Source organism: Dasania marina DSM 21967 (assembly GCF_000373485.1).
Lineage (GTDB): Bacteria > Pseudomonadota > Gammaproteobacteria > Pseudomonadales > Dasaniaceae > Dasania > Dasania marina.
The window spans coordinates 563,287-588,571 of the sequence record NZ_KB891576.1 but is presented as its reverse complement, the minus strand read 5'-3'; the positions used below and the strand labels follow the sequence as shown (position 1 = coordinate 588,571).

General features: G+C 48.6%; 24 protein-coding genes. 11 read left to right on the top strand and 13 right to left on the bottom strand.

Going from position 1 to position 25,285, the window contains the following annotated elements; translation table 11 throughout:
* Positions 1 to 307: 307 nt before the first annotated feature.
* The gene (locus B067_RS0107250; RefSeq protein WP_019529413.1) at positions 308 to 2,050 is read right to left on the bottom strand and encodes an amidohydrolase; all 1,743 of its coding nucleotides are present in this window, start codon (positions 2,048 to 2,050) and stop codon (positions 308 to 310) included.
* Positions 2,051 to 2,214: 164 nt separating this feature from the next.
* Between B067_RS0107250 and B067_RS21620 the strand changes: the two genes are divergently transcribed.
* The 4 genes from B067_RS21620 (at position 2,215) to B067_RS0107230 (ending at position 3,942) form a co-directional block, all read left to right on the top strand.
* Positions 2,215 to 2,388 (top strand): DUF2986 domain-containing protein, encoded by a 174-nt coding sequence (locus B067_RS21620; RefSeq protein WP_019529412.1) that lies wholly within the window; start codon positions 2,215 to 2,217, stop codon positions 2,386 to 2,388.
* Positions 2,389 to 2,433: 45 nt separating this feature from the next.
* The gene (locus B067_RS0107240; RefSeq protein ID WP_019529411.1) at positions 2,434 to 2,907 is read left to right on the top strand and encodes a YehS family protein; all 474 of its coding nucleotides are present in this window, start codon (positions 2,434 to 2,436) and stop codon (positions 2,905 to 2,907) included.
* Positions 2,908 to 2,984: 77 nt separating this feature from the next.
* Positions 2,985 to 3,581: a pentapeptide repeat-containing protein gene (locus B067_RS0107235; protein WP_019529410.1), complete on the top strand. Its 597-nt coding sequence runs from the start codon at positions 2,985 to 2,987 to the stop codon at positions 3,579 to 3,581.
* Positions 3,582 to 3,678: 97 nt separating this feature from the next.
* Positions 3,679 to 3,942, top strand: coding sequence for a DUF5062 family protein (locus tag B067_RS0107230; protein ID WP_019529409.1), 264 nt, complete (start codon positions 3,679 to 3,681; stop codon positions 3,940 to 3,942).
* A gap of 16 nt (positions 3,943 to 3,958) precedes the next feature.
* Here the strand turns inward: B067_RS0107230 and B067_RS0107225 are convergent, their stop codons facing one another.
* The 3 genes from B067_RS0107225 to B067_RS0107215 form a co-directional block, all read right to left on the bottom strand.
* Positions 3,959 to 4,822, bottom strand: coding sequence for a PhnD/SsuA/transferrin family substrate-binding protein (locus B067_RS0107225; RefSeq protein WP_019529408.1), 864 nt, complete (start codon positions 4,820 to 4,822; stop codon positions 3,959 to 3,961).
* A 167-nt stretch (positions 4,823 to 4,989) separates the two neighbouring features.
* On the bottom strand, positions 4,990 to 5,892 hold the full coding sequence (mmsB, locus tag B067_RS0107220) for a 3-hydroxyisobutyrate dehydrogenase (protein ID WP_019529407.1): 903 nt from the start codon (positions 5,890 to 5,892) through the stop codon (positions 4,990 to 4,992).
* A 115-nt stretch (positions 5,893 to 6,007) separates the two neighbouring features.
* Positions 6,008 to 6,502 carry a Crp/Fnr family transcriptional regulator gene (locus tag B067_RS0107215; protein ID WP_019529406.1) on the bottom strand — a complete coding sequence of 165 codons (495 nt, stop codon included), beginning with the start codon at positions 6,500 to 6,502 and terminating at the stop codon, positions 6,008 to 6,010.
* Between the two features lie 624 nt (positions 6,503 to 7,126).
* Between B067_RS0107215 and B067_RS0107205 the strand changes: the two genes are divergently transcribed.
* The 4 genes from B067_RS0107205 (at position 7,127) to B067_RS0107190 (ending at position 10,629) form a co-directional block, all read left to right on the top strand.
* Entirely contained in the window at positions 7,127 to 7,408 is a 282-nt protein-coding gene (locus B067_RS0107205; RefSeq protein ID WP_019529404.1) for a hypothetical protein, read from the top strand.
* A 322-nt stretch (positions 7,409 to 7,730) separates the two neighbouring features.
* Positions 7,731 to 9,125, top strand: a complete 1,395-nt coding sequence (locus tag B067_RS0107200; protein WP_019529403.1) for an L-serine ammonia-lyase — start codon at positions 7,731 to 7,733, stop codon at positions 9,123 to 9,125.
* Complete coding sequence (locus tag B067_RS0107195; RefSeq protein ID WP_019529402.1) at positions 9,115 to 9,660, top strand: shikimate kinase; 546 nt, start codon at positions 9,115 to 9,117, stop codon at positions 9,658 to 9,660. Before B067_RS0107200 ends, B067_RS0107195 begins: the two co-directional genes overlap by 11 nt.
* A 105-nt stretch (positions 9,661 to 9,765) precedes the next feature.
* Entirely contained in the window at positions 9,766 to 10,629 is an 864-nt protein-coding gene (locus B067_RS0107190) for an acyl-CoA thioesterase (protein ID WP_019529401.1), read from the top strand.
* Positions 10,630 to 10,633: 4 nt separating this feature from the next.
* Here the strand turns inward: B067_RS0107190 and B067_RS0107185 are convergent, their stop codons facing one another.
* The 4 genes from B067_RS0107185 to B067_RS0107170 form a co-directional block, all read right to left on the bottom strand.
* Positions 10,634 to 10,849: an RNA-binding S4 domain-containing protein gene (locus B067_RS0107185; RefSeq protein WP_019529400.1), complete on the bottom strand. Its 216-nt coding sequence runs from the start codon at positions 10,847 to 10,849 to the stop codon at positions 10,634 to 10,636.
* Positions 10,850 to 10,919: 70 nt separating this feature from the next.
* Complete coding sequence (locus tag B067_RS0107180; RefSeq protein WP_019529399.1) at positions 10,920 to 11,399, bottom strand: RNA methyltransferase; 480 nt, start codon at positions 11,397 to 11,399, stop codon at positions 10,920 to 10,922.
* A 66-nt stretch (positions 11,400 to 11,465) separates the two neighbouring features.
* Positions 11,466 to 12,008, bottom strand: a complete 543-nt coding sequence (locus B067_RS0107175) for a hypothetical protein (protein WP_026244494.1) — start codon at positions 12,006 to 12,008, stop codon at positions 11,466 to 11,468.
* 373 nt (positions 12,009 to 12,381) lie between these two features.
* Positions 12,382 to 13,290: a MaoC/PaaZ C-terminal domain-containing protein gene (locus tag B067_RS0107170; RefSeq protein ID WP_019529397.1), complete on the bottom strand. Its 909-nt coding sequence runs from the start codon at positions 13,288 to 13,290 to the stop codon at positions 12,382 to 12,384.
* A gap of 185 nt (positions 13,291 to 13,475) precedes the next feature.
* Here B067_RS0107170 and B067_RS19860 point away from each other — a divergent pair, with 185 nt between their 5' ends.
* Together B067_RS19860 and B067_RS0107160 are read left to right on the top strand one after the other, a co-directional pair.
* On the top strand, positions 13,476 to 13,934 hold the full coding sequence (locus B067_RS19860) for a DUF2489 domain-containing protein (RefSeq protein WP_083921377.1): 459 nt from the start codon (positions 13,476 to 13,478) through the stop codon (positions 13,932 to 13,934).
* A 61-nt stretch (positions 13,935 to 13,995) separates the two neighbouring features.
* Positions 13,996 to 15,189 (top strand): lytic murein transglycosylase, encoded by a 1,194-nt coding sequence (locus B067_RS0107160; protein ID WP_019529395.1) that lies wholly within the window; start codon positions 13,996 to 13,998, stop codon positions 15,187 to 15,189.
* 195 nt (positions 15,190 to 15,384) lie between these two features.
* Here the strand turns inward: B067_RS0107160 and B067_RS0107155 are convergent, their stop codons facing one another.
* The 3 genes from B067_RS0107155 to B067_RS0107145 form a co-directional block, all read right to left on the bottom strand.
* Complete coding sequence (locus B067_RS0107155; RefSeq protein ID WP_019529394.1) at positions 15,385 to 18,447, bottom strand: efflux RND transporter permease subunit; 3,063 nt, start codon at positions 18,445 to 18,447, stop codon at positions 15,385 to 15,387.
* A 4-nt stretch (positions 18,448 to 18,451) separates the two neighbouring features.
* Entirely contained in the window at positions 18,452 to 19,528 is a 1,077-nt protein-coding gene (locus B067_RS0107150) for an efflux RND transporter periplasmic adaptor subunit (RefSeq protein WP_169335556.1), read from the bottom strand.
* Between the two features lie 299 nt (positions 19,529 to 19,827).
* Positions 19,828 to 20,448: a LysE family translocator gene (locus B067_RS0107145; protein WP_019529392.1), complete on the bottom strand. Its 621-nt coding sequence runs from the start codon at positions 20,446 to 20,448 to the stop codon at positions 19,828 to 19,830.
* Positions 20,449 to 20,630: 182 nt separating this feature from the next.
* Between B067_RS0107145 and B067_RS0107140 the strand changes: the two genes are divergently transcribed.
* On the top strand, positions 20,631 to 23,375 hold the full coding sequence (locus tag B067_RS0107140) for a cation-translocating P-type ATPase (protein WP_156820773.1): 2,745 nt from the start codon (positions 20,631 to 20,633) through the stop codon (positions 23,373 to 23,375).
* 29 nt (positions 23,376 to 23,404) lie between these two features.
* Here B067_RS0107140 and B067_RS0107135 read toward each other — a convergent pair whose 3' ends face one another.
* Both B067_RS0107135 and B067_RS0107130 read right to left on the bottom strand, forming a co-directional pair.
* A complete protein-coding gene (locus tag B067_RS0107135) occupies positions 23,405 to 23,797 on the bottom strand; it encodes a DUF3465 domain-containing protein (RefSeq protein ID WP_019529390.1) in 393 nt (130 codons plus the stop codon).
* A gap of 136 nt (positions 23,798 to 23,933) precedes the next feature.
* Entirely contained in the window at positions 23,934 to 25,268 is a 1,335-nt protein-coding gene (locus B067_RS0107130; RefSeq protein ID WP_019529389.1) for a DUF2254 domain-containing protein, read from the bottom strand.
* Positions 25,269 to 25,285 lie beyond the last annotated feature (17 nt).

The following is a 25,285-nucleotide window of genomic DNA, read 5'->3' as shown; positions in this document are numbered from 1 at the left end:
AAGCGCTGAGTCTTTGGGCCCAATGTATTTAAAAAAAGCGGCTTTGATAATTCGCCAATATTCTTTAGAGGGTTTTATGTGGCTAGAGAGTAGATTGAGAGGGGGGCTGGCCATTGTTAGGCTCAGCTGTGGTAAACGCTTACACCAACCTAGCTAGGAAGATTGTTCTGATATGAAGTTTTAAAAATCCTCTCTATTAATTATAGGTAAAGCTTTTAGCAAAAAAGAGAGAGGGGCAAGAACTGTCGAAGTGTATAGGCTTGCTTGGGGGCAGAAAGGGTTTAGGCATCCTTGCCTACAATCATCATTAGTTCAGTTCACCGTAAACCACTGCACCTTCCATAATAGTAGCCGTTACCTTGGCTTCAGAAATATCTGCGGGCGCCACTTCAAATAGATTATCGCTAAGCACTACCAAGTCAGCGTATTTGCCCACTTGTATAGAGCCGGTTTGCTGGTCTAGAAAGTTAGCGTAGGCGGCACCCAAGGTGTAAGCGCTTATAGCTTGCGCTAAGCTGATGCGCTCTTTGGGTATGAGGGCGGGTGTGTCTTCGCCGTTGTGGGGGCTAATGCGGGTGACGGCAGTTTCAATGGCTAGCAGTGGGTCGGCGGTGCTTACTGACCAATCGCTGCCAAAGGCAATGCGGCCGCCGCTTTGTTGAATGCTGTTGATGGGGTACATCCAGCCCATGCGCACAGGCCCTAATTGCGGTGGGTTGATGTTAAGCACATAGTCGTCGGCGTAGGCCCAGTAGGGTGAAAAGCCGGCGATCACATCCAGTTGGCCAAAGCGTGCAATGTCATCGGGATGTACGATTTGGGTATGGGCGGTGAGGTGGCGGCTGTCGCGCTTGCCGTTATGCTTGCGGGCATTTTCTATCACATCCAGGGCTTTTCTAACGGTGCCATCACCGATGGCGTGTATGTGTAGCTGAAAGCCTTCAGCATCGAGTAGGCGGCCGCCTTCTACTAATTCCTTGTCAGGTATCATTAAGAAACCGCGATTATCGGGGGCGTCGCTATAGGGATCCAGCATATAGGCGGTGCGGGTTTCGATAATACCGTCGGCCCAAAACTTCACCGTGTTGGCTTGCAGCCTGCCGCCGGAATAGTTGTCTCGGGCCTTAATGATATTGTCGATTTGGTCTAGCCCTGCGCCGGGGTTCCAGCCCAGTGCGGCTGACACTCGCAATTTTAGTTCGCCGCTGTCACGCATTTGCGCATAGGCGTCCAGAGTGGTGTTGGGGTTGCTGCCGGAGATGTTGACGTTGGCGTCTTGCATGGCAGTAATGCCTAGGCCATGAAGATAGTTTTGGGTATAGCGCAAAGCGTCCACTACCTGGCCAGTGGTTACTGCCGGTAGTTTGTCGGTGACCAGTTTCATCGCTGGCCCTTCCATTAAGGTGCCTGTAGGTTCGCCGGTTTTTTTATCTTTAGTTATGGCGCCACCCGCGGGGCTTTGGCTGCTGCGGGTGATGCCCGCCAGTTGTAAGGCGGCAGAGTTAACCCATAGGGTGTGGCCATCGGTGTCTTTGGTGATGATGGGGCGTGTGCTGCTGATGGCGTCTAATTGTTGTTTGTGAGGCTGCTCACCGTTAAATACCTCCCAACCCCAGCCGCGTGCAAAGATGGGGCTATCATCGGGGGTTTGGCTCACGCAATCTGCTACCGCGGCCAGCACGGCCTCTAGCTTTTTGAGGCCAAACAGTGGGCATTTGCCATAGGCCAAACCGCCGCTAACGGGGTGTATATGGCTGTCTTGAAAGGCGGGTAATAGCATCTTACCGTTGAGCTCGCTGAGTTGGGTGTTACTGCCTTTATAGGCTGCAGCCCCGGCACTGTCGCCCACATAGATGATTTTGCCTTGTTTGATGGCAACGGCTTCGGCCCATGGTTGTTGTGGGTCTAGGGTGTAAACTTGGCCGCCCTGCAGTATCAGGTCGGCGCTATCTGCGGGCGGGCTTGCGGGGCTGCCGCAGGCGGTTATCAATAAGCTGGTGATGAGTAGGCTGGGCAGCGGTAATGCCGCAGTGAATGCTTTGAGGTTCATGCTAGTGATCCCTGTGTAATCGTTTTATTGTGTTTGTAAGCTATTACTTGCGTAAGTCTAGCACAGCTTGTTTACGGCTGTTAGTGGGGCAAGGCGATGCGTAGAGGCTCTGCAAATGTTATTATTCGCAGCCTTATCTTCCTCGGCTTAGCATTGTTTGCCCTATGAACCGTAAAAAGAAAATCAATCAAGTATTTAAAAAGAAAGTGAAGCAGGCTAATGCTAGGCTCAATGGCAAGGCTAAACCGCGCTATATCTCGAAAGCGGAAAGGTTAAAGCTGGAGCAGGATAGTGATAGCACTACAGGCACAGCAGATACTGAAAGCATAGAAAGCTAGGCCGCTTTCGCAGGCTTATTTTGAACGTTTACCTAGGACTTTTGCATGACCAATAACGATGTGTTGCGGCGTATACGCTACGCTTTTGATTTTAACGATACCAAAATGATCGCCATTTTTGCTTTGGCCGATAGTATTGTCAGCCGCGAGGAGATCAGCGACTGGTTAAAAAAAGACGATGACCCCGCCTACCAAACAATCAATGATCGCAGCCTAGCAACTTTTCTCAATGGTTTGATTATAGATAAGCGCGGCAAAAAAGATGGCCCGCAGCCTGAGCCCGAATCGCGTCTTAATCACAATATTGTTTTGAAAAAAATGAAAATAGCCCTCAACTTACAAGCTGAGGATATGCTAGAGGTGATGAGTTCTGCCGATTTTCGTATGAGTAAACATGAGCTCAGTGCCTTTTTTAGGAAGCCGGAACATAAGCACTATAGAGAATGTAAAGATCAAATACTGCGGCACTTTTTAAAGGGCGTGCAGATTAAATACCGTGGCCCCATAGACGAGGCCTAAGTGCCTGTTCTTGATATTTTCGGTAGGCGATAATCTGTTTCTGCAGGTGAGTCATATTTATATAGTGGTGACGTTTGGTGAATTTGGCAGAAAAAAGTGAATACTGGTCAGAGCATTTTAAAGGCTTAGATTTTTCTGCACAGGCAATTACTGCCATAGACTTTGAGGGCTGTACATTTAAAGGCTGTGACTTTAGCGAAGCGACGTTTAATAAATGCAATTTTGTTGATTGTGAATTTATTAACTGCAACTTAAGCCTTGTCAACATAGCCTACAGTAAGTTTTCTGAGGTTTATTTTCGCGAGTCAAAGCTCATAGGGGTGAATTGGACTAAGGCTTGGTGGTCAGGGTTGCTATTAAGCTCGCCCATTAAGTTTTACCGCTCAATACTGAATGACTCGTCCTTTTATGGGCTGGCTATGAAAGATCTAGTGCTGGAAGAGTGTAAGGCGCACGATGTTGACTTTCGAGAAGGCGATTTCAGCTGTTCAAATTTCACCTATACCGATCTATCGGGGAGTCTATTCTCTAACAGTAATTTGTCGGGGGCGGATTTTTCAGAAGCGTCTAACTACGATATAAATATTTACCAAAACGTCATTAAACAAGCTAAATTTAGTCGTTTTGAGGCTGTTAGGCTACTTGATAGCCTTGAGATAGAGTTAGTCGATTAAGTCATGTCCATAACAACCTACAACGTCAGTTACGCGGGTCATAACTAAGGCTATGCACTGGCTAATAAGGCACAGCTACTATTAAGGCACAGCTACTATGAAAAAAATAAAAAATGAACCCGAGTTAGTCACCGAAGCCTTAAGAGTTGGCGCGGTGTATATTAAAAAGCGGGGCGTAGGTGAATTTGAAGCTAGCGACTCGGCAAAAAATAAAGTGACCTATCTTTATCGCTTGTTGGCTCACGATAAACTCATACAGCCCTTGGCTAAAGGGCAAGATAACGAGCCTAATATGCGCCATAAATTAGCCCTGTGGATAGCTAGGCAGTTACCTGAAGATCATCCTCTGCTAAAAGATTAATATCACTGGTATGGCGTTAAAGTTTTTTTGCATCTAGCTGTTGCTCTATAACGTCTAGTGCATTCAGGGTCGTGTTATTAGCCTGAATATCATCACCCTGTGAGCTTATGGTCTGTGCGGGCGGGCTAAGAAAGTTGCTATTTTGTTTCGGCCCATGCCCTATCTCGAGTAGCGACTGCTGTATGACTTGTTGTAGAGCGGCAGGCGTTTGTGGAGATAGGCTAAACACCAAGGACATAGATTTTTTGCCGCCGCGCATATCGTATTTTATGTTTTGCAATGATGAGCGCAGCGCTTTTTCTACCACTAAGTCGGCGACAATAGCAAAGGCGCATTCGCCTTTAGCAACGGCGAATAGGCTTTGATCTTGGGTGGTTTTATCTATCACTTGAAACTGCGTTTGCGATTTTTTTAACAGATTGATTTCCGCTAGTGCAGCAATGCTAAGTGCGTCCAGTTGATCGGGTACCGCTAGGCATTGCCCGTTTAAGGAGTCTGGCCCGTTAAAGGCTGTACTTTTCTTGCTGATCAGCACCCATTCCGTACTATATATTTGTTGCATAAGCAGCGTGTAGCCGTAGGTTTTTTGCAGGTATAAAGCAACGTGTAGCGGGCTGGCCACTAATTTGTGGCTAGGGCTTTGCGTGTTGTGGATGAACTCAGCTAAGGAGTTTGCAGTTTTAAACTGGGTTTTAATGCCGGCCTCTGAGGCCAATTGCTGTTGATAACCACTGGCCCAAACTTGGCGTAGTTTGGCGCTGTACAAAGGGTAGACATGAAACTCTATGGTGGCGGGCATGGCCGGAATTGCTGCTTGCGTTGCCATGCCTAGGCTGAGTAATAATAGGGTGAGAGTGAGTGAGCTTACGGCTTGTTTCAAGTGGCGATTCCTTGGCTATGGTTTGCAAACGGCTATTGCTTATCGCACTGTCCATGTATGTTAATGAGAGGCAATGATAGCAACTAAGCGTTGGTACAGCATATTTTTATATAGCAATGCTTAGTGGTATTGGATTAACAATGATAGTGCAGATCAGCTTGCTAGGTTTAGCGGGGCGCTTGGTATAGCTGCTGTATGCTGGAAAAATCTTTGCTGCCGTAGTCAGGGTAGTTGTGCATTAGCTGTTCAAATAATTGTTGGGCGTGCTGGCCCAGTGGGGTGTCGGATTGGCTTAGTTGGGCTGTTTGCTTGGCGATAGCCAAATCTTTCAGCATCAGCTTGACCATAAAACCAGGCTGGTATTGGTGGCTGGCCGGTGCTTGGGCCATGACCCCGGGGTAGGGATTGTATTTGTCTAATACCCAATTGCTACCAGAACTGTTGCGCATAATCTCTGAAAGCGTGCCTGCGTCTAGGCCGCTGTTGACCCCCATTTGTAAGGCTTCTGCGGTGCCTGCCATTTGTATGGCTAGCAGCATGTTGTTACAGGCCTTGGCGATTTGGCCTGCGCCGGCGCCGCCAGCATGAAACACCTGCGAGCCCATGCTTAACAAAATAGGCTTAGCTTGCTCCACGTCACTCGCTTCCCCACCACAAATAAAGGTGAGTGTGGCGGCTAGCGCACCGGCTGTGCCACCTGAAACGGGGGCGTCTATGCAGTGTAGGTTTTTGGCATGGGCGGCGCTGGCCAGTTGCTGTGAGCTTTGTGGGTTTATCGTCGAGCAGTCTATGACCAAGCAGTGACTGGGTAGATGATTAAACAGGCCGGGGTTTTTTAGGTAAAGCTCAGTAACGATGTCGTCGCTGGTGAGCATGGTGATAAGGGTGTTGGCACTCGCTATGCAATCTAAGGCGGAGCTAGTGGCGATGCAGCCCGCTTTTTCGGCCTGAGCTAAGGCGGTGGGGCTGAGGTCGTAGGCGCGTACAGTAAAACCGGCTTTAACCAGGTTGGCGGCCATGCTACCACCCATATTACCTAGGCCTATAAAAGCGATAGTACCAGAACTCATAATGGACTCCTTTACCGCGAGCTTTTCCTTGGCCCAGTCTACATCTCTTCTCCACGGACGCTTACCATGGGTTTAATTTAAGTGTAGAGCACTATGCCGGCATGGCTAATCTCCGTCACTGCTCTGGTAGTGTGTGGTTGTAGCTCTCACCTATGACGTCCTCTAATAGTGCAATTTCACGGGACAGCTCGCGGGTGAGGTTAATCATTAACAGGCCGAAGTCGGCGGGAAATCGCTCGTGTAACCTATAGAACAAGCCGCAGTCTATATCTAATATTTGGCTGTCGGCTTCTGCTACATCGGTGCCGTTGTGCGGAATCATCCCCAGCATTAAGTCAAACCCCATTTGCTCACCGGCGTTAAAATAGCGGGTGAGTACGTCCTGTCCGCCATAATGTTTGTAATAGGCAATCCTGCCGCTCAAAACCACCTGAAAGTCATTGGCGGTGCCTTGGCGCTGTAAATACTCACCTTGTTTATAGTGGGTAATGCAGCCTTCGCTGAGTATGTATTGGATAACTTGGTCTGAAAGAGCGCCAAAAGTGGCTAATTCTCGAAAATAAGTTAGCCCGTGTTGCTTGATAACGACGGCTGCGTCCAGGGTTTCCATAAGCGCTTAATACTAGAAGTGGTTAATTGGAGTGCGGTTTATATTGAGGCTAGCATGATAAGCCGTGTTTGGCGCGAGTTCATGGCTGATGCGGCAAAAATATGGCGGCCAGCTTATCATGCGGTGGATTGTTATTGCCTGTGCGGCCTGCATAAGTGTTTGAGTTATAGGCGAGTGGGGCTGGTTTTTGATCATGACAGATGTATTCGTTACTTTTATGATGATGTATTTTGCATAAGCATTGTTAATGAGGCTTGTGTTACCGGGGTGGTATTTGCTTTATTCGTTGGGCGATTAAATTTCAGCCACTTTGCTTATCTGGTAAGCGTTATAAAGTGGGGCTGCGACAATATGTTACCTTTTTTCATAGTTTGTTACTTTATTGGGCAATAAATGAACTGCAAGTTTAAGCGCCCCGTATTTTGGTGCTTTTAATAACCCTTTATTAAATTATTTCAGCTAATACATAAAAAATTCAGCTAAAAAGCTGGACGATTCTTAAACATGTGTTACTATTCGTTTCGTTGCGGTAACACTTGCTGAGATTGATTGAAGTTTAGCCAGTGATCGCAAATTCGGGCCAAAAGCCCATTATTGTAAACGCTCAAAATTTGGAGAGTAAAAATGAAAAATGTGGCTGTGCTAGCCGTTATCGTAGGTCTTTTTGGTGGTACCACCGCCGTCGCTGAAACTGGAATCAGTAAAGGGTCTACTATGATTTTGGCAATGAATAGCATCACTGCAAATAATCAGTGGTTAGCTCCTGCGGCTGTTAATGTCGATGCAGGCACCATTGCTAAAAAAGTAGAGTTGCAAGTTTCTAAAAGCCTGGAAGATATTTCAGCCGCTTTGGATAAGCAACTTGAAGAGAAATTTGCTAAAGAATTCGCTTATGACAAGCAGTGATCACTAGTAATGCCCGGGCCAGATTTGGACCGGGCATTATTTTAATCTGCTACTCTATCTCATATAAAATACTTGTTGTTACTGCTGTTCATCTACTTCCCCGCTGTATAGCGACTTTTTAGTCGTGCATTTCAGAAATAGTCTTTTTCCTGTTGTTTTTGTTAAAACTTCTTTTAAATCAATATCTTGTCATAAAAAATAGGCACTTGTGGTGCAGCGCTTTTAGGGTGCACAATAGTGCGCTTGGTGTTTGTGTGCCTGACAATTACTGCTGTCTCGTTGTGCTGAGGCAGGGTCAATAATAAAAAAGAGGATAAGATCGATGGCCATCAGTGTGTTTGAATTATTTAAAGTGGGCATAGGGCCGTCCAGCTCGCATACCGTTGGCCCCATGAAAGCGGCGCTAACCTTTGCGCAGGCCTTAGATGACAGCGGCCAGCTTAGCCAAGTCGCGCGCTTAAAGGCGGAGCTGTTTGGTTCTTTGGGTGCTACCGGCGCCGGCCACGGCTCGGGCAAGGCGGTGATTTTAGGTTTGCAGGGTGATAGCCCTGAAAGCGTAGACATAGACAGCATAGCTCAGCGCTTCAGTGCGGTGCGTGAAGGTGGTCGCATCAACGTAATGGGTAAGCATGAGATAGGCTTTAATTACGCCGAAGACTTGTTTATGCACCGCAATAAATCGCTACCTTTTCATTCCAATGGTATGACCTTTACCGCCTACGATGGCGCGGGTGCGGTGTTGTCTGAGCGCTGCTTTTATTCTGTGGGTGGCGGCTTTGTGGTAGACGAGTCGGCAGCGGAGGAAGGGTTTATTGTTGAGGACGATACACCGGTGCCTTATCCCTTTAGTTCTGGGGCCGAATTGCTACAGCGCTGCGCTGAGTCGGGTTTATCGATTAGCGCCTTGATGATGGAGAACGAAAAGGCCTGGCGCACTGAACCTGAGATCAATGAAGGTTTGCTCTATCTCTGGCAGGTGATGAATGCCTGCATAGAGAAGGGCTGCCGCACCGAGGGAATAATGCCCGGCGGCTTAAAAGTTAAACGTCGTGCAGCCCATTTATATAGGCAGTTAAAAACCTGCAACATGGCCGATGACCCACTTAATGTAATGGACTGGGTGGGCCTGTATGCCCTGGCTGTTAATGAAGAAAACGCCTCGGGTGGCCGCATAGTGACCGCGCCTACCAATGGTGCAGCGGGTATTATTCCGGCGGTATTGCGTTATTATCTGGATTTTTCCCCGGGTGCCAGCGTAGCCGATGCGCCACGGTTTTTATTAACCGCGGCGGCAGTAGGTATACTGTATAAAACCAATGCCTCTATCAGTGGTGCTGAGGTGGGCTGTCAGGGTGAGGTGGGTTCGGCCTGTTCTATGGCCGCCGCCGCATTGGCCGATGCCTTAGGTGGCACGCCAGAGCAGGTAGAGAATGCCGCCGAGATAGGCATGGAGCACAACCTAGGTTTAACGTGCGACCCTATAGGGGGCTTGGTACAAGTACCTTGCATAGAGCGCAATGCCATGGGGGCGGTTAAAGCGATAACCGCTGCGCGTATGGCCTTGCGCGGCGATGGCAATCACTTTGTGAGTTTAGATCAGGTGATAAAAACCATGCGTGACACCGGCCGTGACATGCAGGACAAATATAAAGAAACCTCACGCGGCGGTTTAGCGGTTAATGTGCTGGCGGTGCCGGTGAGTATTATTGAATGTTGATGTTTTTGAAAATGAGGAAGTTGTCGTCGTGATAGGTCAGGGCAGTGTTATTTTAATTGGTATGCCTGGTGCGGGCAAAAGCACCATAGGTGTTTTGTTAGCAAAGGAAACCGCCAGAGACTTTGTCGACACCGATGTATTGATTCAATTGCGTGAAGGAAAAACCCTACAAGATATTTTAGATGAGTCGGATTATCTCAATCTCAGGCGTATAGAAGAAGAAGTATTACTCAGCGTGGACTTGTCGCACCACGTGATTGCTACCGGCGGCAGTGCCGTCTATAGTGCTTGGGGTATGAAAAAATTAAAAAGCTTAGGTCCCGTGGTGTATTTGCATGCCGACCTAGATGAGCTGCGTAGGCGTATCCATAATTTTGATACCCGTGGCATTGCCAGTTTACCTGGGCAAAGCCTGCAAGATTTATTTGCCGAGCGCGAAGCACTATATAAGCAGTATGCCGACTTGATAATTGATTGTAATGGTAAAAATCAAGAGCAAATAATCACAGAGCTATTGGCAAAATTAACCAAATAAATTTTTATTTCGCTAAATTGTTTTTTCATTAGTCGTTGATTACTCGCTTCCGTATGATGTAAGCCGCTTTACATGATAATGAACGGCTAATTGCAAAGGCTTACTATGTTTGGTATCGATGACTTATTAAAAAACTTACAGGTAGAACAGCTAGATACCCTGTTATTTAGAGGGCAGACCCTGAAGCTACCACTGCCACAGGTATATGGTGGACAGGTATTAGCGCAGGCACTCAATGCTGCTTCTCGCACAGTAGATCCACAGCGTCACCCACATTCCCTGCACGCCTATTTTTTACGTAGAGGCGATCAAGATAGGCCTATTATTTACGACGTAGACCCCATACGCGACGGCGGTAGTTTTTCTACTCGCCGGGTAGTCGCCATACAAAACGGTAAAGCAATTTTCAACTGCGCGGTTTCTTTTCAAACAGTAGAGCCGGGCTTAGAGCACCAAATAGATTTACCTATAGAGGTGCCGCCACCGGAAGATCTGGAGGGCGATAATGAGTTGGTAGGGCGGCTGTTTCCCAATACCGGGTTGCAAAAAGTATTAGCCATCATCCCCGATGGTGTGGTGGATTTGCGCTCGGTAAACCCACGCAACCCGATAGATCCGACTATAGAAAAACCTCAGCGTGGCTTTTGGTTAAAGTTTAATGGCGAGCTGGCCAATGATCCGGCTTTGCATCGCACCTTGTTGACCTATATTTCTGATTGGGGCTTGATGGAAACGGGCTTATATCCACATCCAATAGGGTTTTTAAGCAAAGGCTTACAGGCCGCGAGCTTAGATCACGCGATGTGGTTTCACATCGACTTTAGAGTGGATGATTGGATTTACTACCACATGGACAGCCCGTGCTCGGCTCATGCCAGAGGTTTTAATCGTGGTAGCTTTTATACCCGTGGCGGCCAGTTGATCGCCTCTAGCGCCCAGGAAGGTTTGATGCGGATGCGTGCTAGCTAGCAGCTTACTCGTCTAAACAGATCCGTATACATTCATCAAATAATTGTATGCTGTCACCCGCAACAATTTTTTTGCGCTTGCGGGTTTCTATTTCTCCGTTAACCAACACTTTTCCCTCGGCGATAAACATTTTAGCTTCGCCGCCACTGCGTACCATGCCTTCAAACTTCAGAATTTTATATAACTCTACCGGCTGGTGGGTAATGGCTACGTCTCGCATAGTTTGGCCTTAGTGTTGTGGTCAATAGGGGTGTTAGTATCAGTATGGATATGACTAGACGCTTAGCGGCCTAGGACTGATGCTTCAGCGCTGCATGGTGGTAGGAAAAGTCGTCACCTTTAGCCAGCCTGTCATATAGAATAACATTGACCGTGGCGGCTAAATTCATGCAGCCATCAGTGGGCACATAAATGGTTTCGCTGCAAAAATCTGTGACTGCTTTGCTTAGGCTGCCATCTTCGGGGCCAAAAATATAAAAAGCGCGGGGTGGATGCTTATAACTGGGCAGGGGTTTGGCGCCAGCCACCAATTCTACTGCAATCGGTACACAGCCTAAAGGCACCACGCTGGCTAAGTCTTCCACGCCTATTAAGGGCAATTTTTGGTAGGCATTTTGGGTGTCGGTATAAAAGGGTTTGGCTACATCATAGCGGCGGCCAGTATAAAATACTGAGTTTACCCCATAGCAACCTGCAGCGCGCATGACTGAGCCGACATTTTCGGGGGACTTAGGATTTTGTAAGCCTATACAGGCGTAGCTTTTGCTCATAGTATTCTTCAGTTATAAAAACGCCAGCATAAGCTGGCGTTATCAAACAATAGTTAGACGCTTAGCTTAAGCAGCGTTTTCTTCAGCTTCTTGTTCGGGCTGTAGTTCAGGTTCTAGCTCAGCTAACTTAGCTTTTAGCTCGGCAACTTCACGTACTAGCTCGTTGTTTTCGCTTTTAGTTTTGTTAATAGATTTTTGCAGTAAATCATTGCTGGTAGTTTTTTCAGCCAGTTTTTTCTTGTTGGCAACCAGGTTCTTCTTCAGTTTTTCGGCATCTAGCTGGTTAAGCTTTTTAACGTCTGCGCGGGCGTCAGCCAACTCTTTTTGCAGGCTTTTGATGCGTTTCTTCTGCTCGTCTATTTCGTCTTGCTGCTTGCTGGTGCGGTTGCTTAGCTCGCGATTGCTTTGCTCTAAGCGTTTCTTGTCAGCGACGCTGCTGGATAATTCTAGTAGGCTTTCTTGCTGCTTGGCGATGGTGGCTTCTAGCGCACTAATGCTGGCTAGGCCTTTATCTATCTCTGCGGCTTGGTTGCTAAGCTTGTCTTCGTACTGCGCTTTTAATTCGTTTTCTACTTTAATAAGGTTTTCTAGGTTTTTTACTGCAAGCATTAAGTCTGTCCTGTGGGTGGTAGCAATGTATCGGCCTTTACTAGGCCAGTCAAAAATCGGGGTGCGCATGATACTCGATTTTGCGAGCAAAAGGTTAAATATTAACCATGAAAAGAATATTTTTTCTGTTTTTAGTGCAGCCATGAGCTGTGATTGCTGAAAATATAGCCAAAATGACCGGGGCTGCACGCATTGCTAGGGCTTGTGTCTGTAGGAGAGACGGATGAGCGCTGCCCGCTTGTGCTATGGCAGGTGGCATGAATGCTTACGATGACCAATAAACCTGATCCTGCAAGCCTATATGCCTGTCACCTAACCTATGGGGCATAGGCGCAGAGTCTCTTGTAACAAGCAGTCTTGTTCGTGGAGCTATTTATACTTGCGTGTTGGTGATGGCCAAACAAATACTAGGTTTTGGGTTTTCGCCACAATACGCATCAAAGCGCGAATCATTAAGCGCTTTGCCTTGCTGTAAATTCACCTTGCTTTCCAGATACACGGGGCCTTTAAAGATGACGTCTACTTGTGTGATTTGATGGTTGATCGCATCATGGTTAATGTTTTCATTGTGTTTACTGGCCTGATCTAAGGCTTGAGCCAATACACCAAAGCCGTGAGCAATATCTCTTTTAAAACCAAAGAGTTTTGCCAGCAAAGATGACATGTGTATGGGGTTGTAGTCGCCAGTGATTTTCGCGTAGCGTTTACCCCTATTTTTGGGGATGGCCCATTCCGCTATTTTGTTAGCGTGTTCTAGCTTATTTAATTCGAAGCTGTTGTCGCTGCTAACAGGATCGTGGCGGCTAAAGGGGCCGGCTTTAAAATAGGTAGTGGTTTCATGCCATTGCTGTTGGCCTGCCACGTTGATCTCGGTAGTGAAGTCGAACTCTAAACCCTTCTCGGTTATGCGGTAGGCTGCCATTTTGGAATGTATGTCCATCACCGCGTCTATGCTAATGGCCTGTTGTTGAATAATGCGATTTTTTAGGTGTACTGCACCTAGCAAGCGTATGGGGAAATCCCTATGGGTTAATAAATGCATATGCATACTACCGGCCAAGACGTGTGGGTATAAAATAGGCAGTGTGCTTGCTGGGGCTATGGCCAATAGGGCTAGATAATGGTCTAGCTTGCCTTTGTCCACCGTAGCATTTTGCCAGTGGGCCTCTAGCGGCGGTAGGCCTTGCTGGCTGTTAAAGCCTTTGCGTGGCATTAGCAGTGCTTTTAGCAATGCCGGCGCTATAGTAGGCGCTGTGCTGAAATGGAGTTGTTGCGTATTCATAAGCTATGGCTAGGCCTTTAATGATAATCCGTGCAGTCATTTTAGTTTGTTTATAGTGAGTCGCAATGTTGATGTGGCGGGTTAGTAAAGAGCATCGACCCTACCGGCGTATTGCGATAAGCTGGCAGCAGGGTTTTACAGTGATAAGTCGCTGTGATTGGCTTTGCTAAAAGAGGTTGTTGTAAATGTCCGTTATGTTGTATCTGATACTGGCTGCAGTCATTATTATTGCGTTAACTGCCTACGCCATTTATTCATGGCGCTTGGTGTTTAAGCAAAAAAAGGCACAGGCCGAGGCGCTTAAGGTTACCTCGCAGCAGCAATGTGAAGCTGAGGATGCCGCTAGGGTAAATATCCTGACCATGTTACGTGTTGTAGCGCAAGGCCAGGTGTCTGTTACGGAAGCTGCCATTCGTATTATGTCTTATCGCCTAGCATTGCCTGTAGGCGAGCAACAACAGGCCTTTTTTAAGCCCTTTGATGCATTAGCATTGGCTACCGCCCATATTCCTATCTTAGATAATTGGAAGGCCCTGACGCCTTCACAGCAACAGGCATTTGATGATGAGCGATCAGCGCTGGAGCTGCGTTATCAAGCCGATATAGATGCTGCGGTTGCGACTTACTTATCATCGCATAGCTAGTATCACTGTCAGTATGGTAAACCTTATTTTTATTAATCCATAAACGTAAAAAGGCTACAGAGTGAAACCTATAGTTTTATTGATAACCAGCTTTATTTTGAGTGTTAGCTTACCGCTGCGTGCTCAAGAACAATCATTTGCCAGCTGTATTGTGGAGTTTCAACAGCAGGCCCGTGCGGAGCAGTTGCCAGAGTGGCTGGTGACTACCGTGGTGGGGCAGCTGCAGCTTGAACCCCGTGTGCTTAAGTTTGATCGCGCCCAGCCAGAGTTTACCCAAACCTTCGCGGATTACTTTGACAAAAGAGTGACTCCGCAGCGCATACAGCAGGCACGAAAACAATTTGCTGAGCACCGTGATTTCTTACAGCAATTAACCATAAAGTATGGTGTGCCGGGGCAATACATTATTGCTTTTTGGGGGTTGGAAACAAACTTTGGCGGCTACCTAGGTAAAATGCCTACCTTAAATTCACTGGCGACATTGGCTTGTGATGAGCGTAGAAAAACGTATTTTACCGCCGAATTAATGGCGGCTTTGCGTGTGCTTAACCGCGAAAAACTCAGCGTTGATGAGATGCAGGGGTCTTGGGCGGGTGCTATGGGCCACACCCAATTCATGCCTTCGGCTTACGAGCGCTACGCTATAGATGGTGATGGCGACGGCCAAATTAATTTGTGGCGTAGTCAAAAAGATGCCTTGGCGTCGGCGGCCAATTTTTTAAAAGCACTAGGTTGGCAAAAGGAACAGCGCTGGGGTAGGGAGGTAATCTTACCCGCGGCTTTTGATTATCGTTTAACAGGCTTAAAACATTCAGAGGTTTTAAGCGCTTGGCAACAACAAGGCGTTACGCGCACTAATGGCGCAGCCTTGGGCGGCTATGATATGTCTGCTTCTATACTAGTGCCCATGGGCCATACCGGGGCCGCGTTTATTACCTATGACAACTTTAAAGTGATTATGCGCTGGAATAATTCAGAGTCCTATGCGATTGCGGTGGGCCATCTCGCGGATAGAACCATAGGGGGGGGCAGCTTGCATGTTTCTTTGCAGACAAAAACACCTCGTATAACCCCGGCGCTAGTCACCGAGTTGCAATCAGCTTTGAATGAGCAAGGCTTTGAGGTAGGCAAGGCTGACGGCATTATCGGTTCTATGACTAGAAAGGCCTTACAAAATTTTCAAGCACAACAGGGCTTAGTTGCGGATGGCTATCCTGATTATTCGACCTTTAGCGCTTTGGGTATAAAACTATAATAATAGTGGCGCCATAAATAGATAAAATTCACGTGTTATTTAAAAATTGCAGGTGATGTGTGCTCGCTAAAATGTGTTTCTGACTATTAGCTTTCTGGGTACCGGCTCGAGGCCGGTACGACAACTTGGAAGTGAAATATAATGTTGTGCTTGCTACGCGATATTATTGGTCCTCAATAATTACCTAGCCATTTTTTAATGGGCAGCTACAGATGATTCATCTAACACCTCAACCGGCTCATGCTCACGCGCTAAATAGCTGTACATCACCGGCACTACAAACAAGGTAAACAAGGTACCTATAGTCATGCCTGTGGCGATCACTAAGCCTATGCTGTAGCGGCTAACCGCACCGGCACCGCTGGCAAAGATTAGCGGCATAACACCTAACACCATCGCGGCGGTAGTCATTAGCACGGGCCGTAGGCGCACGGTAGCAGCTTCTATCACCGCCTCTTGCACGTTGTAGCCTTGCTGGGTTAAGCGGTTGGCAAATTCAACAATTAAGATACCGTGCTTGCTGATTAAACCGATTAAGGTGATTAAACCAATTTGGCTGTAAATATTCAGCGAGGCAAAACCTAAGGCGATAGGGATTAACGCCCCGCATATAGATAGCGGCACACTCACTAAAATAATAAAAGGATCACGGTAGCTTTCAAACTGCGCCGCCAATACTAAATAAATGGCGATTAACGAAATGAAAAAGATACCGTATAGCTGGCCACCTTCTTGAAAGTATTGCCGCGACTGGCCGTCATAATCCAATTGGAAGCCGGTAGGTAATAGGGTTTGGGCTTGCTGGTTTAAAAAGTCTAAGGCATCCCCTAGGCTTACCCCCGCGGCGGGCGCGCCTTCCAGTTTAACGGCATTAAGTTGTTGAAACTGGTTAAGACTTTTCGGTTGCACGGTGGTGTCTATGTCGATAACCGCCGACAGTGGTACTTGCTCACCGGAGGCGGTACGCAAGTAATAGCGGCCCAGCCAGTCTTTATCGTTGCGGGATTCAGGCGCGCTTTGGGCGATCACTTTATAGCTGCGTCCGCTAAGGGCAAAGCGGTTTATTTCACCTTCACCCAACAGGGTGGACAGGGTAGTACCAATTTCTTCCATACTAATACCTAGCTGCGCGGCCTTGTCTCTGTCTATGGACACTTGCAGCTCGGGCTTAGAAAATTTTAAGTCGCTATCAATAAACATAAATAGGCCGCTGTTGCGGGCGGCTTCTAATAGCTGGTCGCTAACCTGCGCCAGTTGCTTATGATCGGCCACGGATTTAATCACCAATTGCACAGCGGCACCGCCACCGGAGCCGGGCAGGGGTGGCAGTAAAATAACAAAGGCATTAATGCCGGGAATTTTACTGACCTTGCCTTGTAGCTCCTGCTGCATGTCAAAAATACTGCGCTCGCGTTCGCTCCAATCTTTCAGCAGCATGCCGCCAAAGGTGTCACCTACATTGGCACCAGAGTTTAATAAAAATGAGCTTTGGTATTCAGGAAACTGTTGATAGATAGGCTCAAACTGGCGAGTGTTTTGCTCCATATACGCTAGGTTAGAATATTGTGGCGCAGCGCTGACAATAAGCATAAAGCCTTCATCTTCGTTGGGGGCCAGCTCCGATTGCGACACCATCATTAACGGCGGTATGGTTAATAAAATGAGTATCGCAAATACCAAGGTAACCCGGCGGTATCGTAAGTTGCCGCGCAGTAGGCTTTTGTATTTGGCCATTAGCTGCTCAAAGGCATCGTCTATGCGGCCAGCAAAACCTTGGTGGTTTGTTTTGACCAGTAGCTTAGAGCACATCATAGGCGACAAGGTGAGGGCGATAATGCCCGAGATGATCACCGAGCCCGCTAGGGTAAAGGCAAACTCTTTAAACAGGGTACCGGTTAAGCCCGCCAAAAAACCCAGCGGGGCATACACCGCCGCTAGGGTTAAGGTCATAGAGATGACCGGCATGGCAATTTCGCGGGCACCCATTAATGCCGCTTGCTTGGGGCTATGGCCTTCTTCTATATGGCGGTGTATGTTTTCTACCACCACGATGGCGTCATCCACCACCAAGCCTATACACAATACTAGCGCTAGTAAGGTGAGCAGGTTGATGGAGTAACCCAGCATCCAAATTAAAAATAAGGTACCCACCAAGGATAGGGGTATCGCCACCACCGGAATAATCACCGAGCGCAGTTGCCCTAAAAATAAAAACACCACCACCACTACAATAAGTGAGGCCTCTACCAAGGTGGTAAGTACTTCTTTAATGGATGACTCAATGAATAAGGATACGTCATAGCTGATGCCGGCAATCATGCCGTCGGGCACCTGTTGTTGTATGTTGAGCATTTCCTTGCGCACCAGCTTGGCTACGTCTAAGGGGTTGGCGCCGGGGGTGGGGCTAACCCCCAGCATCACCGCAGGCTCACCTTTGGTAAAGGCCGACATATCAAAGCTGTCGGCACTGAGGCTAACCTCGGCAATGTCTTTAATACGTACTAGGCGATCGCCTTCATTGCGCAGCACGATGTTTTCAAACTCGGCAATGCTGCTGAGGTTGGTGTCGGCTTTAACCTGGGTGACCGAGAGTTGGTCGCGGGTTTCACCGGCGGTGGATAAAAAGTTATTACGGCGCAGGGCGCTGTTAACTTCTGCGGCGGTAATATTGTAAGCGGCCATGCGGGTGGGATCTAACCAGATACGCATAGCAAAATTACGGCCCCCAAAAAACTGTACCGCGCCCATGCCTTCTATGGTCGACAGCTGCGGTTGCACCACGCGTTTTAAATAGTCGGTGATTTCTTCAGGTGCCATGCTGGGGTGGCTAAAGCTGAGGTACATCAGCGCTGTACCTTCCTGGTTGCCTTTGGTGATGACCGGGTCTTTAGCTCCGTCAGGTAACTCGCCGCGTATCTCGGCGGCTTTGGCGACGATTTCGGTGAGCGCCTTGTCGGCGTTGTAGTCGGGGCGTATATGGGCCACTACCGTAGAAACACCGCTGTTACTGGTAGAGGTGATATAGGCTATGCCTTCGGCGCTGGCTATGGCTTGCTGGGTAGGGGTGGTGATAAAGCCCTGCACTAGGTCGGCGCTGGCGCCTACATAGCTGGTGCTAACGGTAATAGCGGCGTCTTCAATTTTGGGGTATTTTCGTATGCCTAGTTGCTCGTAAGCGTTAAAGCCTATTAACAAAATAAAAAAGCTCACCACACTGGCCAATACCGGCCGGGTAATAAATACGTCAGTAAATTTCATGGCGCTACTCCCTGCTCAATGCTGGCGCTATGGCGATCTCGGTACCGTTATTGAGTTTGAGTTGGCCATCGATAACTACTTGCTGGCCGGGCTGCACGCCCTCGGTAATGGCGATTAAATCACCCTGTTGTTGGCCGGTAGTGACACGCTGACGATTGACGATTGACTGGCTGCTGCCATCGTCGCCTTGTTGCTCGCTAACAATAAATACCTCTTTGCCATACAGCGAGTAACTCACTGCGGTGGCGGGTAGCACGGCCACCGCTTGCGCAGGTTCTAGTATTAGGGTGACATCGGCAAACATGCCTGGCACTAATTGCTGCTGGCTATTATCGACATGGGCGCGCACTTGCAGGCTGCGGGTATTAATATCCACCTTGGAATCTATCGCCGCTAGCTGCGCTTCAAATATTTCGCCAGGGTAAGCCGACACCGCAAACTTCACCGTTTGGCCTATAAAAAGATGGGTAAGGTTTTTTTCGGGCAGGCTAAAGTCTAGGTACATGGTTTGCGCAGATTGCAGCGAGCCTATGCTAGTGCCTGAATCGATATATTGGCCCAAGTCCACCTGCAAAATACCCATGCGGCCGCTAAAGGGCGCGAGAATTTTTTTCTTGGCGATGCTGGCTTTGGTTTGCTCAACCTTGGCTAGGGTTTCTTTGTATTCGGCAAAGCTGCGGTCAAATTGATTTTGGGACACTAGCTGTTTTTTGATTAGGGCTTTATCGCGCTCGTAATTTAATTGATTGAGTTTTAACTGGGCTTGAAAAATACGCAGGTTGGCTTGCTCTACTTCATCGTCCAGCTCTAGTAAGGGCTCGCCCTTGCCAACTTCTTGGCCAGAGTTAAACCGTATAGCCTTAACGATGCCTTCAACTTCGGCGCTGATATTCACCCCGTAACGGGCTCGCAGTGTGCCTATGGCGGTAAGATAGGGGTGCCAGCTTTGTTGCTGCGCGGTAGCGGTAGAAACGGTAACCGGAGGGGGGCGAAAACTGGCAAAGTACTGGCCCATCATGACCCCTTGATACCATTTAAATCCAAAAATGCCACCAAAGATAATGGTGACAGCAACTAACATGAGGGTCATTCTTTTGATCATTGCAGAGCTACCTATTCCTTATTAGTAAAAACGCCACATAAAAACAGTGCCTATAATAGCAAAGTTTTTTGCAATTGGGATGTGCACTTAGTCAGCGAATGTCATGGCTATAACCTTATTTATGGCCAGGGTTATAGCTTGCGTATTTACATTCATTCATCGGTTTAAGGGGAGGGGAGTAAGCTCATTGTTAGCATCCTTGCCTAATTTTTTTATCGCTAAACTTGCTGCCTTAATAGGGCCTAGGCCGTTGCATCTATAGTTGTGCCTATAAAAGCCTAGCTGGCCATTAGCCAAATGCCAACCGCCAGCATTAGGCTACCGGCTATGCGGTTAAGCCAGTCTAGGCCGCCTTCTTTCATTAAGACTTGGCGTAGGGTTTTGCCGCCCAAGGCGTAAAGCATCATGCAGATAAACTCCATGCTCAACATAATGGCCACCAGTATGCTCAGCTGCGGTAGCAGAGCCAGATCTTGATTAATAAAAGGCGGTAGCAGGGCAATAAAAAAAGCCCAGCCCTTGGGGTTGGCTATGGCGGTAACAAAGCCCTGCATCATTAAGCTGCCTGCGCTTAAGTTACTGCTGCTGCCATCAAGTTGTATAGCAACGCTGCTGTGGGCGCGCCAAAATTGCCAGCCCAAAAAAAGTAAATAACTACCGCCTAGTATTTTTAACGCGGCAAAGGCCATGGGGTATAGCAGCATGATAGAGGCCACACTAGTCACCGCCGCAACAGCCACTATTGCCACACCCGCTAACTCACCCAACATCATCCACAGGGTGCGCCGCAGGCCTAGGCTAATACCCAGGGTTAAGGCCAGCGCCATACACATACCGGGGGTGGCTGACACCACGAAAAATGTCGGTATAAAAACGGCTAGTGTGGAAGCGCTAATCATGAAGTACTCTCAAGTTTGTGCATAGGCAATTTGGCCTGCGCTATTTTATAGTTATATCAGTGGTGGCAATAGTCGGTTACGGTTAAAAACCTAGCAGCACTGTTATAGCTGGGTAAGGGCTTATTGCTTAAGCCCACATTTCGATAGTCATTTGTTTCTCATCAAACTATTTTTTTGGTGCAATGGTTAAACTTGTATATTCATTACAGTCTATAGGCGGGCGTATGCACAGCGATAGTCAGTTAAACCAGCTAGTCGATCATGCCCAGCCAGCGGCTGAAGTTCTTAGCGTGCAGCAAAGTTCAGAGCAGGGCTTAACCGATGCCGAGGCAACACGGCGTAGGCAGCAACACGGTGCCAATAGCTTGCCTTTAGCCGCTGCCAACCCCGCATGGCGACGCTTGTTATTACAATTTCACAATGTACTTATTTATGTGCTGATGGTGAGTGCGCTGGTGAGTGCCGCCTTGCAGCACTATGTTGACTGCGGGGTGATTGTGGCGGTGGTAGTGGTTAATGCCTTGGTGGGATTTATTCAAGAGGGTAAAGCCGAAGATGCCCTTAGGGCCATTATGACCATGGCCAAAACCCGTTGTATGGTGATGCGTACAGGGGTGTTAGTTTCTATAGATAGTGCCGATGTGGTGCCGGGTGATGTGGTGATGCTGCAGGCGGGGGATAGAGTGCCTGCCGACATGCGCCTGTTTTTTTGCAAAGACCTACGCTGCGATGAGTCAGCGTTAACTGGTGAGTCGCAACCGGTGGATAAGCATCTGCAACCACTACCGGTAGAAACCCCCTTGGCCGAGCGTAAAAACATGGCCTATATGGGCACCATGGTGACCTTTGGTTTAGCAAGAGCGGTGGTTACCCGCACCGGTTTACAAACAGAAATTGGTGCTATTAGCGATTTAGTCGGGCAAGTAGAAATGCCGCTGACACCACTACAAAAACAACTCAGCGTTTTTGCCCGGCAGCTAAGCGTAGTCATCGTGTTGGTGGCGCTGGTCACGGTAGGCTGGGGCGTGTATCTACATGGTTATGGCCTTGACGATATGTTTCAGGCGGCCATAGGTATTGCCGTTGCTGCTATACCCGAAGGTTTGCCAGCCATAGTGACGATTGCTCTAGCTATAGGTGTGCAGCGTATGGCCGCCAACAATGCCTTGGTGAGGCGCCTACCTTCGGTAGAGGTGTTGGGTTCGGTGGATGTAATTTGTACCGATAAAACCGGCACCTTAACCGCCAATGCAATGACTGCACGTGTAGCGGTTTGCCAACATCAACGCTACCTCATCAGCGGTGAGGCGTATAAGCCGGAAGGAGACATAGCTAACGCTGATACACAGCAAAAGCTGTCACTGGATCACGCTAGCAGTTTCACACTAGCCAGCGTAATTGCCATGCTCTGTAACGATGCCAATGTGTTATGCGAGCAGGGTGAGTGGTTACTGCACGGCGACCCCACCGAAGGCGCCTTATTAGTGATGGCGATGAAGCACGGCCTGGAGTTACAGCAGACGCTCAATGATTGGCCGCGCCTCGATATACTGCCCTTTGATAGTGAACGCCGTTACATGGCAACGCTGCATCATAATAATGCCGGCCTGAACCGTTTAATGGTTAAAGGTGCGCCAGAACGTCTGCTTAGCTATGCCACACAAGAGTTAGGGCCGCAGGGGCTGGTAGCGATAGCTAGCGAGCAATGGCAGCAGGCTATCGATGATATGGCGCAGCGCGGTATGCGGGTTATGGCCTTGGCGTATAAAGATTGCAACAAACGCCCCGAGGCTTTGTGCCCGCAAGATGTAGAGCAGGGTTTAGTGATGGCGGCGTTAGTGGGGATTAGTGATCCGCCCCGCCCGGAAGCTATCGCCAGCATTCGCTTGTGTCGGGCGGCGGGAATACAGGTCAAAATGATAACGGGCGATAACCCCGTTACCGCCGCCGCCATCGCTAATGAGCTAGGCTTAAACGCCACTAAGGTGCTGACCGGTAGTGATCTCGATAAGCTCAGCGATGCCAGCCTAGCCCTAGCAGTAGAAAATACCGATGTGTTCGCGCGCACCAGCCCAGCCAATAAATTACAACTGGTGGCAGCCTTGCAGCGCAATAGGCATGTAGTGGCAATGACGGGTGATGGTGTTAACGATGCGCCCGCATTAAAAAAAGCGAATATAGGCGTTGCCATGGGTGGCAAAGGCACCGATGCCGCAAAAGAGGCGGCAGATTTTATTTTAACCGATGATAATTTCAGCACCATTACCCGCGCTGTTGAAGCGGGGCGCACCGTTTATGACAACATCGTTAAGTCCATTATTTTTATATTGCCCACCAGCTTGGCTGAGGCGCTGGTGATTATTAGCGCTATTATGCTGGGCAGCATCATGCCTATTACGCCTGCGCAAATACTGTGGGTTAATATGATTACCACCGTCACCTTAGCCCTGGCCTTAGCCTTCGAACGTTCAGAACCTAATATTATGAATAACCCCCCTAGGCCTTATGGGCTAGGGTTTTTTAGTGCCAGTTTATTGGGGCGTATGTTGTTGGTGGGGGTGGCGGGTGCGGCAGTGGTGTTCTCATTATTTTATTATTATCGCAGCCAAGGTGTGACTATAGAATTCGCGAGAACCATCGCCATTAATGCCCTAGTGATGATAGAAGTATATTACTTGCTTAATTGCCGCTTTCTCAGCCTATCTATTTTTAATAAGCATTTTTTGAAGGGTATACAGCCTGCGGCATACGCCATTGTTACCGTGTTAGTGTTGCAAGTTGCCTTTACCTACCTGCCCTATACCCAACAATTATTCGGCCTAGCATCCATTGGTGGCTTTGACTGGTTAATCATTATTTTATCGGCTTTGCCGGTGTTAATTATTGTAGAGCTAGAGAAATACCTAGTGCGTTTATGGGCGCGCTAGTTGCGACGGTGGCAGCTATATAAACGGTGCTAAGGGTAAGTCATGCCTTTATGCTTTAGCCAGCCATTGGGGTGGCGGCCTGCGGGGTCGTGATGAGTCCAATGTACAACGCCGCCTTTGCGGTTCCATTGGTACTCGCCGTAAAACTCAACGTGGTCACCTATGGCAAGGCTACTAAGCTTGGGCGCTAAATCAATATTATGAGCAATTAATAAGGTCTGACCATCGGGCAGTTTAAGTATAAAGCGTTGATGGCGTGAGCCTACGGTATCGTCGGCCAATAGTTTTATCACCACACCGCTGCCGCTAACTTGTACGTCACTGGCTTGGCTGACATAAGCGCTGGCTGCGCTGTGTTCGTTTTGGGCGTAGCTGCAGAGGCTGAAAAGGGTTAAGGCGAATAATAGGAAGAAATGTTTCATAATTATTGACCGTTGTGTGGTGTTTAATATTACTGATTATAGCGTTACGTTTTTTTGATAATAAATTTTTTTGGGTAACGGCAAAGTGATAGGGTTTTTACAGTGGTGCTGTATCCGTTGCTGTTCGGTGGCAGCGCTAAGCCTGTTCACGGCATGAGGTTTTTACCTTTTGGTAGCGCTGCTCCACTGCTAGCCTATCCTGTGGTTCGGGCAAACCCTCACTAGCGCCTCGGGCAATCATATCAGCGTGCAGTAAGAGCGTGGCACGGTCTTCGGCTCGCTGTGCAAACCCTGCGACCACAGCGATAACTTCTAGCAAGCGTATGCTTACCGCGGCGCTAGAGCGGCTATATTGCCGGATTTGATCGAAGGCGGCAGCGACTATCCCCGGAAAGGTGTCGACAGCTGTGATCACCCGTAGCTGATACTGGTGGTCGTGTAAATAAGGTGACGGTATATCACGTGATATCAAGCGGCACAACGCGGACCCTAAGTGATCTACACAGGTGATTGCGGTGAACGGATCGTTTATGCCTGGGGAGAGGGCTCGAACGGCAATCTCTACCAATTGGTTTACCTCAAATTCTATGTCTTGGCCCGAAGTCCGCTGGCGTCCCAGAACGAAGAGAAGCTGGATCTGCCCTATGAGCTTATCGGTTACTTTGTGTCCCGGCCAAACTAGCGCCAGCGGGCAGCTGTCGATGACGAAGTTTCCCGGCCTTTGCTGCAGTTGAATGATGAGGTCCTCCTCTATGGCCAGCGCAAGCAAGGTTTCCGCATCGATAAACTGGAGGTAGCCGTCACCACAAGCACTGATAGGCCGAGCTTCCTGATCGAACGCCTCGAAGAAGGCTGCATCGGGAAGCTTCACCGGCGGCTGTGGTTCTTCTTGTCCGGATTTGCTTGGGAACAGCGAGTCTATGCCCTCGATCAATTTGCTACCAATACGCCCAGCCACCTCATTGGCTTGGATAGATACGGATACGTGATGGATAAAGTAAATGAATACCCCCACGCTCATCACCGCGAGTAGCACGCCTAGGGTGACCGATAGGTGAGGTACGAAAAGGATATCCTCCCCGTGGCGGATGGTGCGGAGGACAATCAGGCAGTATAAAAAGGTGGAGATGAACGTGCCAAGCACAAGCTGTGTGGTGGTATCGCGCATAAAGCTGCGCAGTAGGCGAGGGCCCAATTGTGATGAGGCTAAGGAGAGGGTGACCAGCGTCATTGAGAAAACTACGCCACCGATGGTAATCATCGATCCGGCGATAACGCCTAGTACGGCGCTAGCCCCTTCTGCGCCACCGGTGAAGGTCCAGCTAAAATGGAGCGCCAGCCACTGAGTTATTGGCTCGTCTATGATGACGCTCAAGCAGGCCAGCGCCACTGCGGCAGCGGCCATCAGCGCTGGAATAAACCAGAAACTGGAGCGAATGCGGTCCCAGAGCTTAAATAATTGTCCTCTCATGACGATGCGGCCTCATT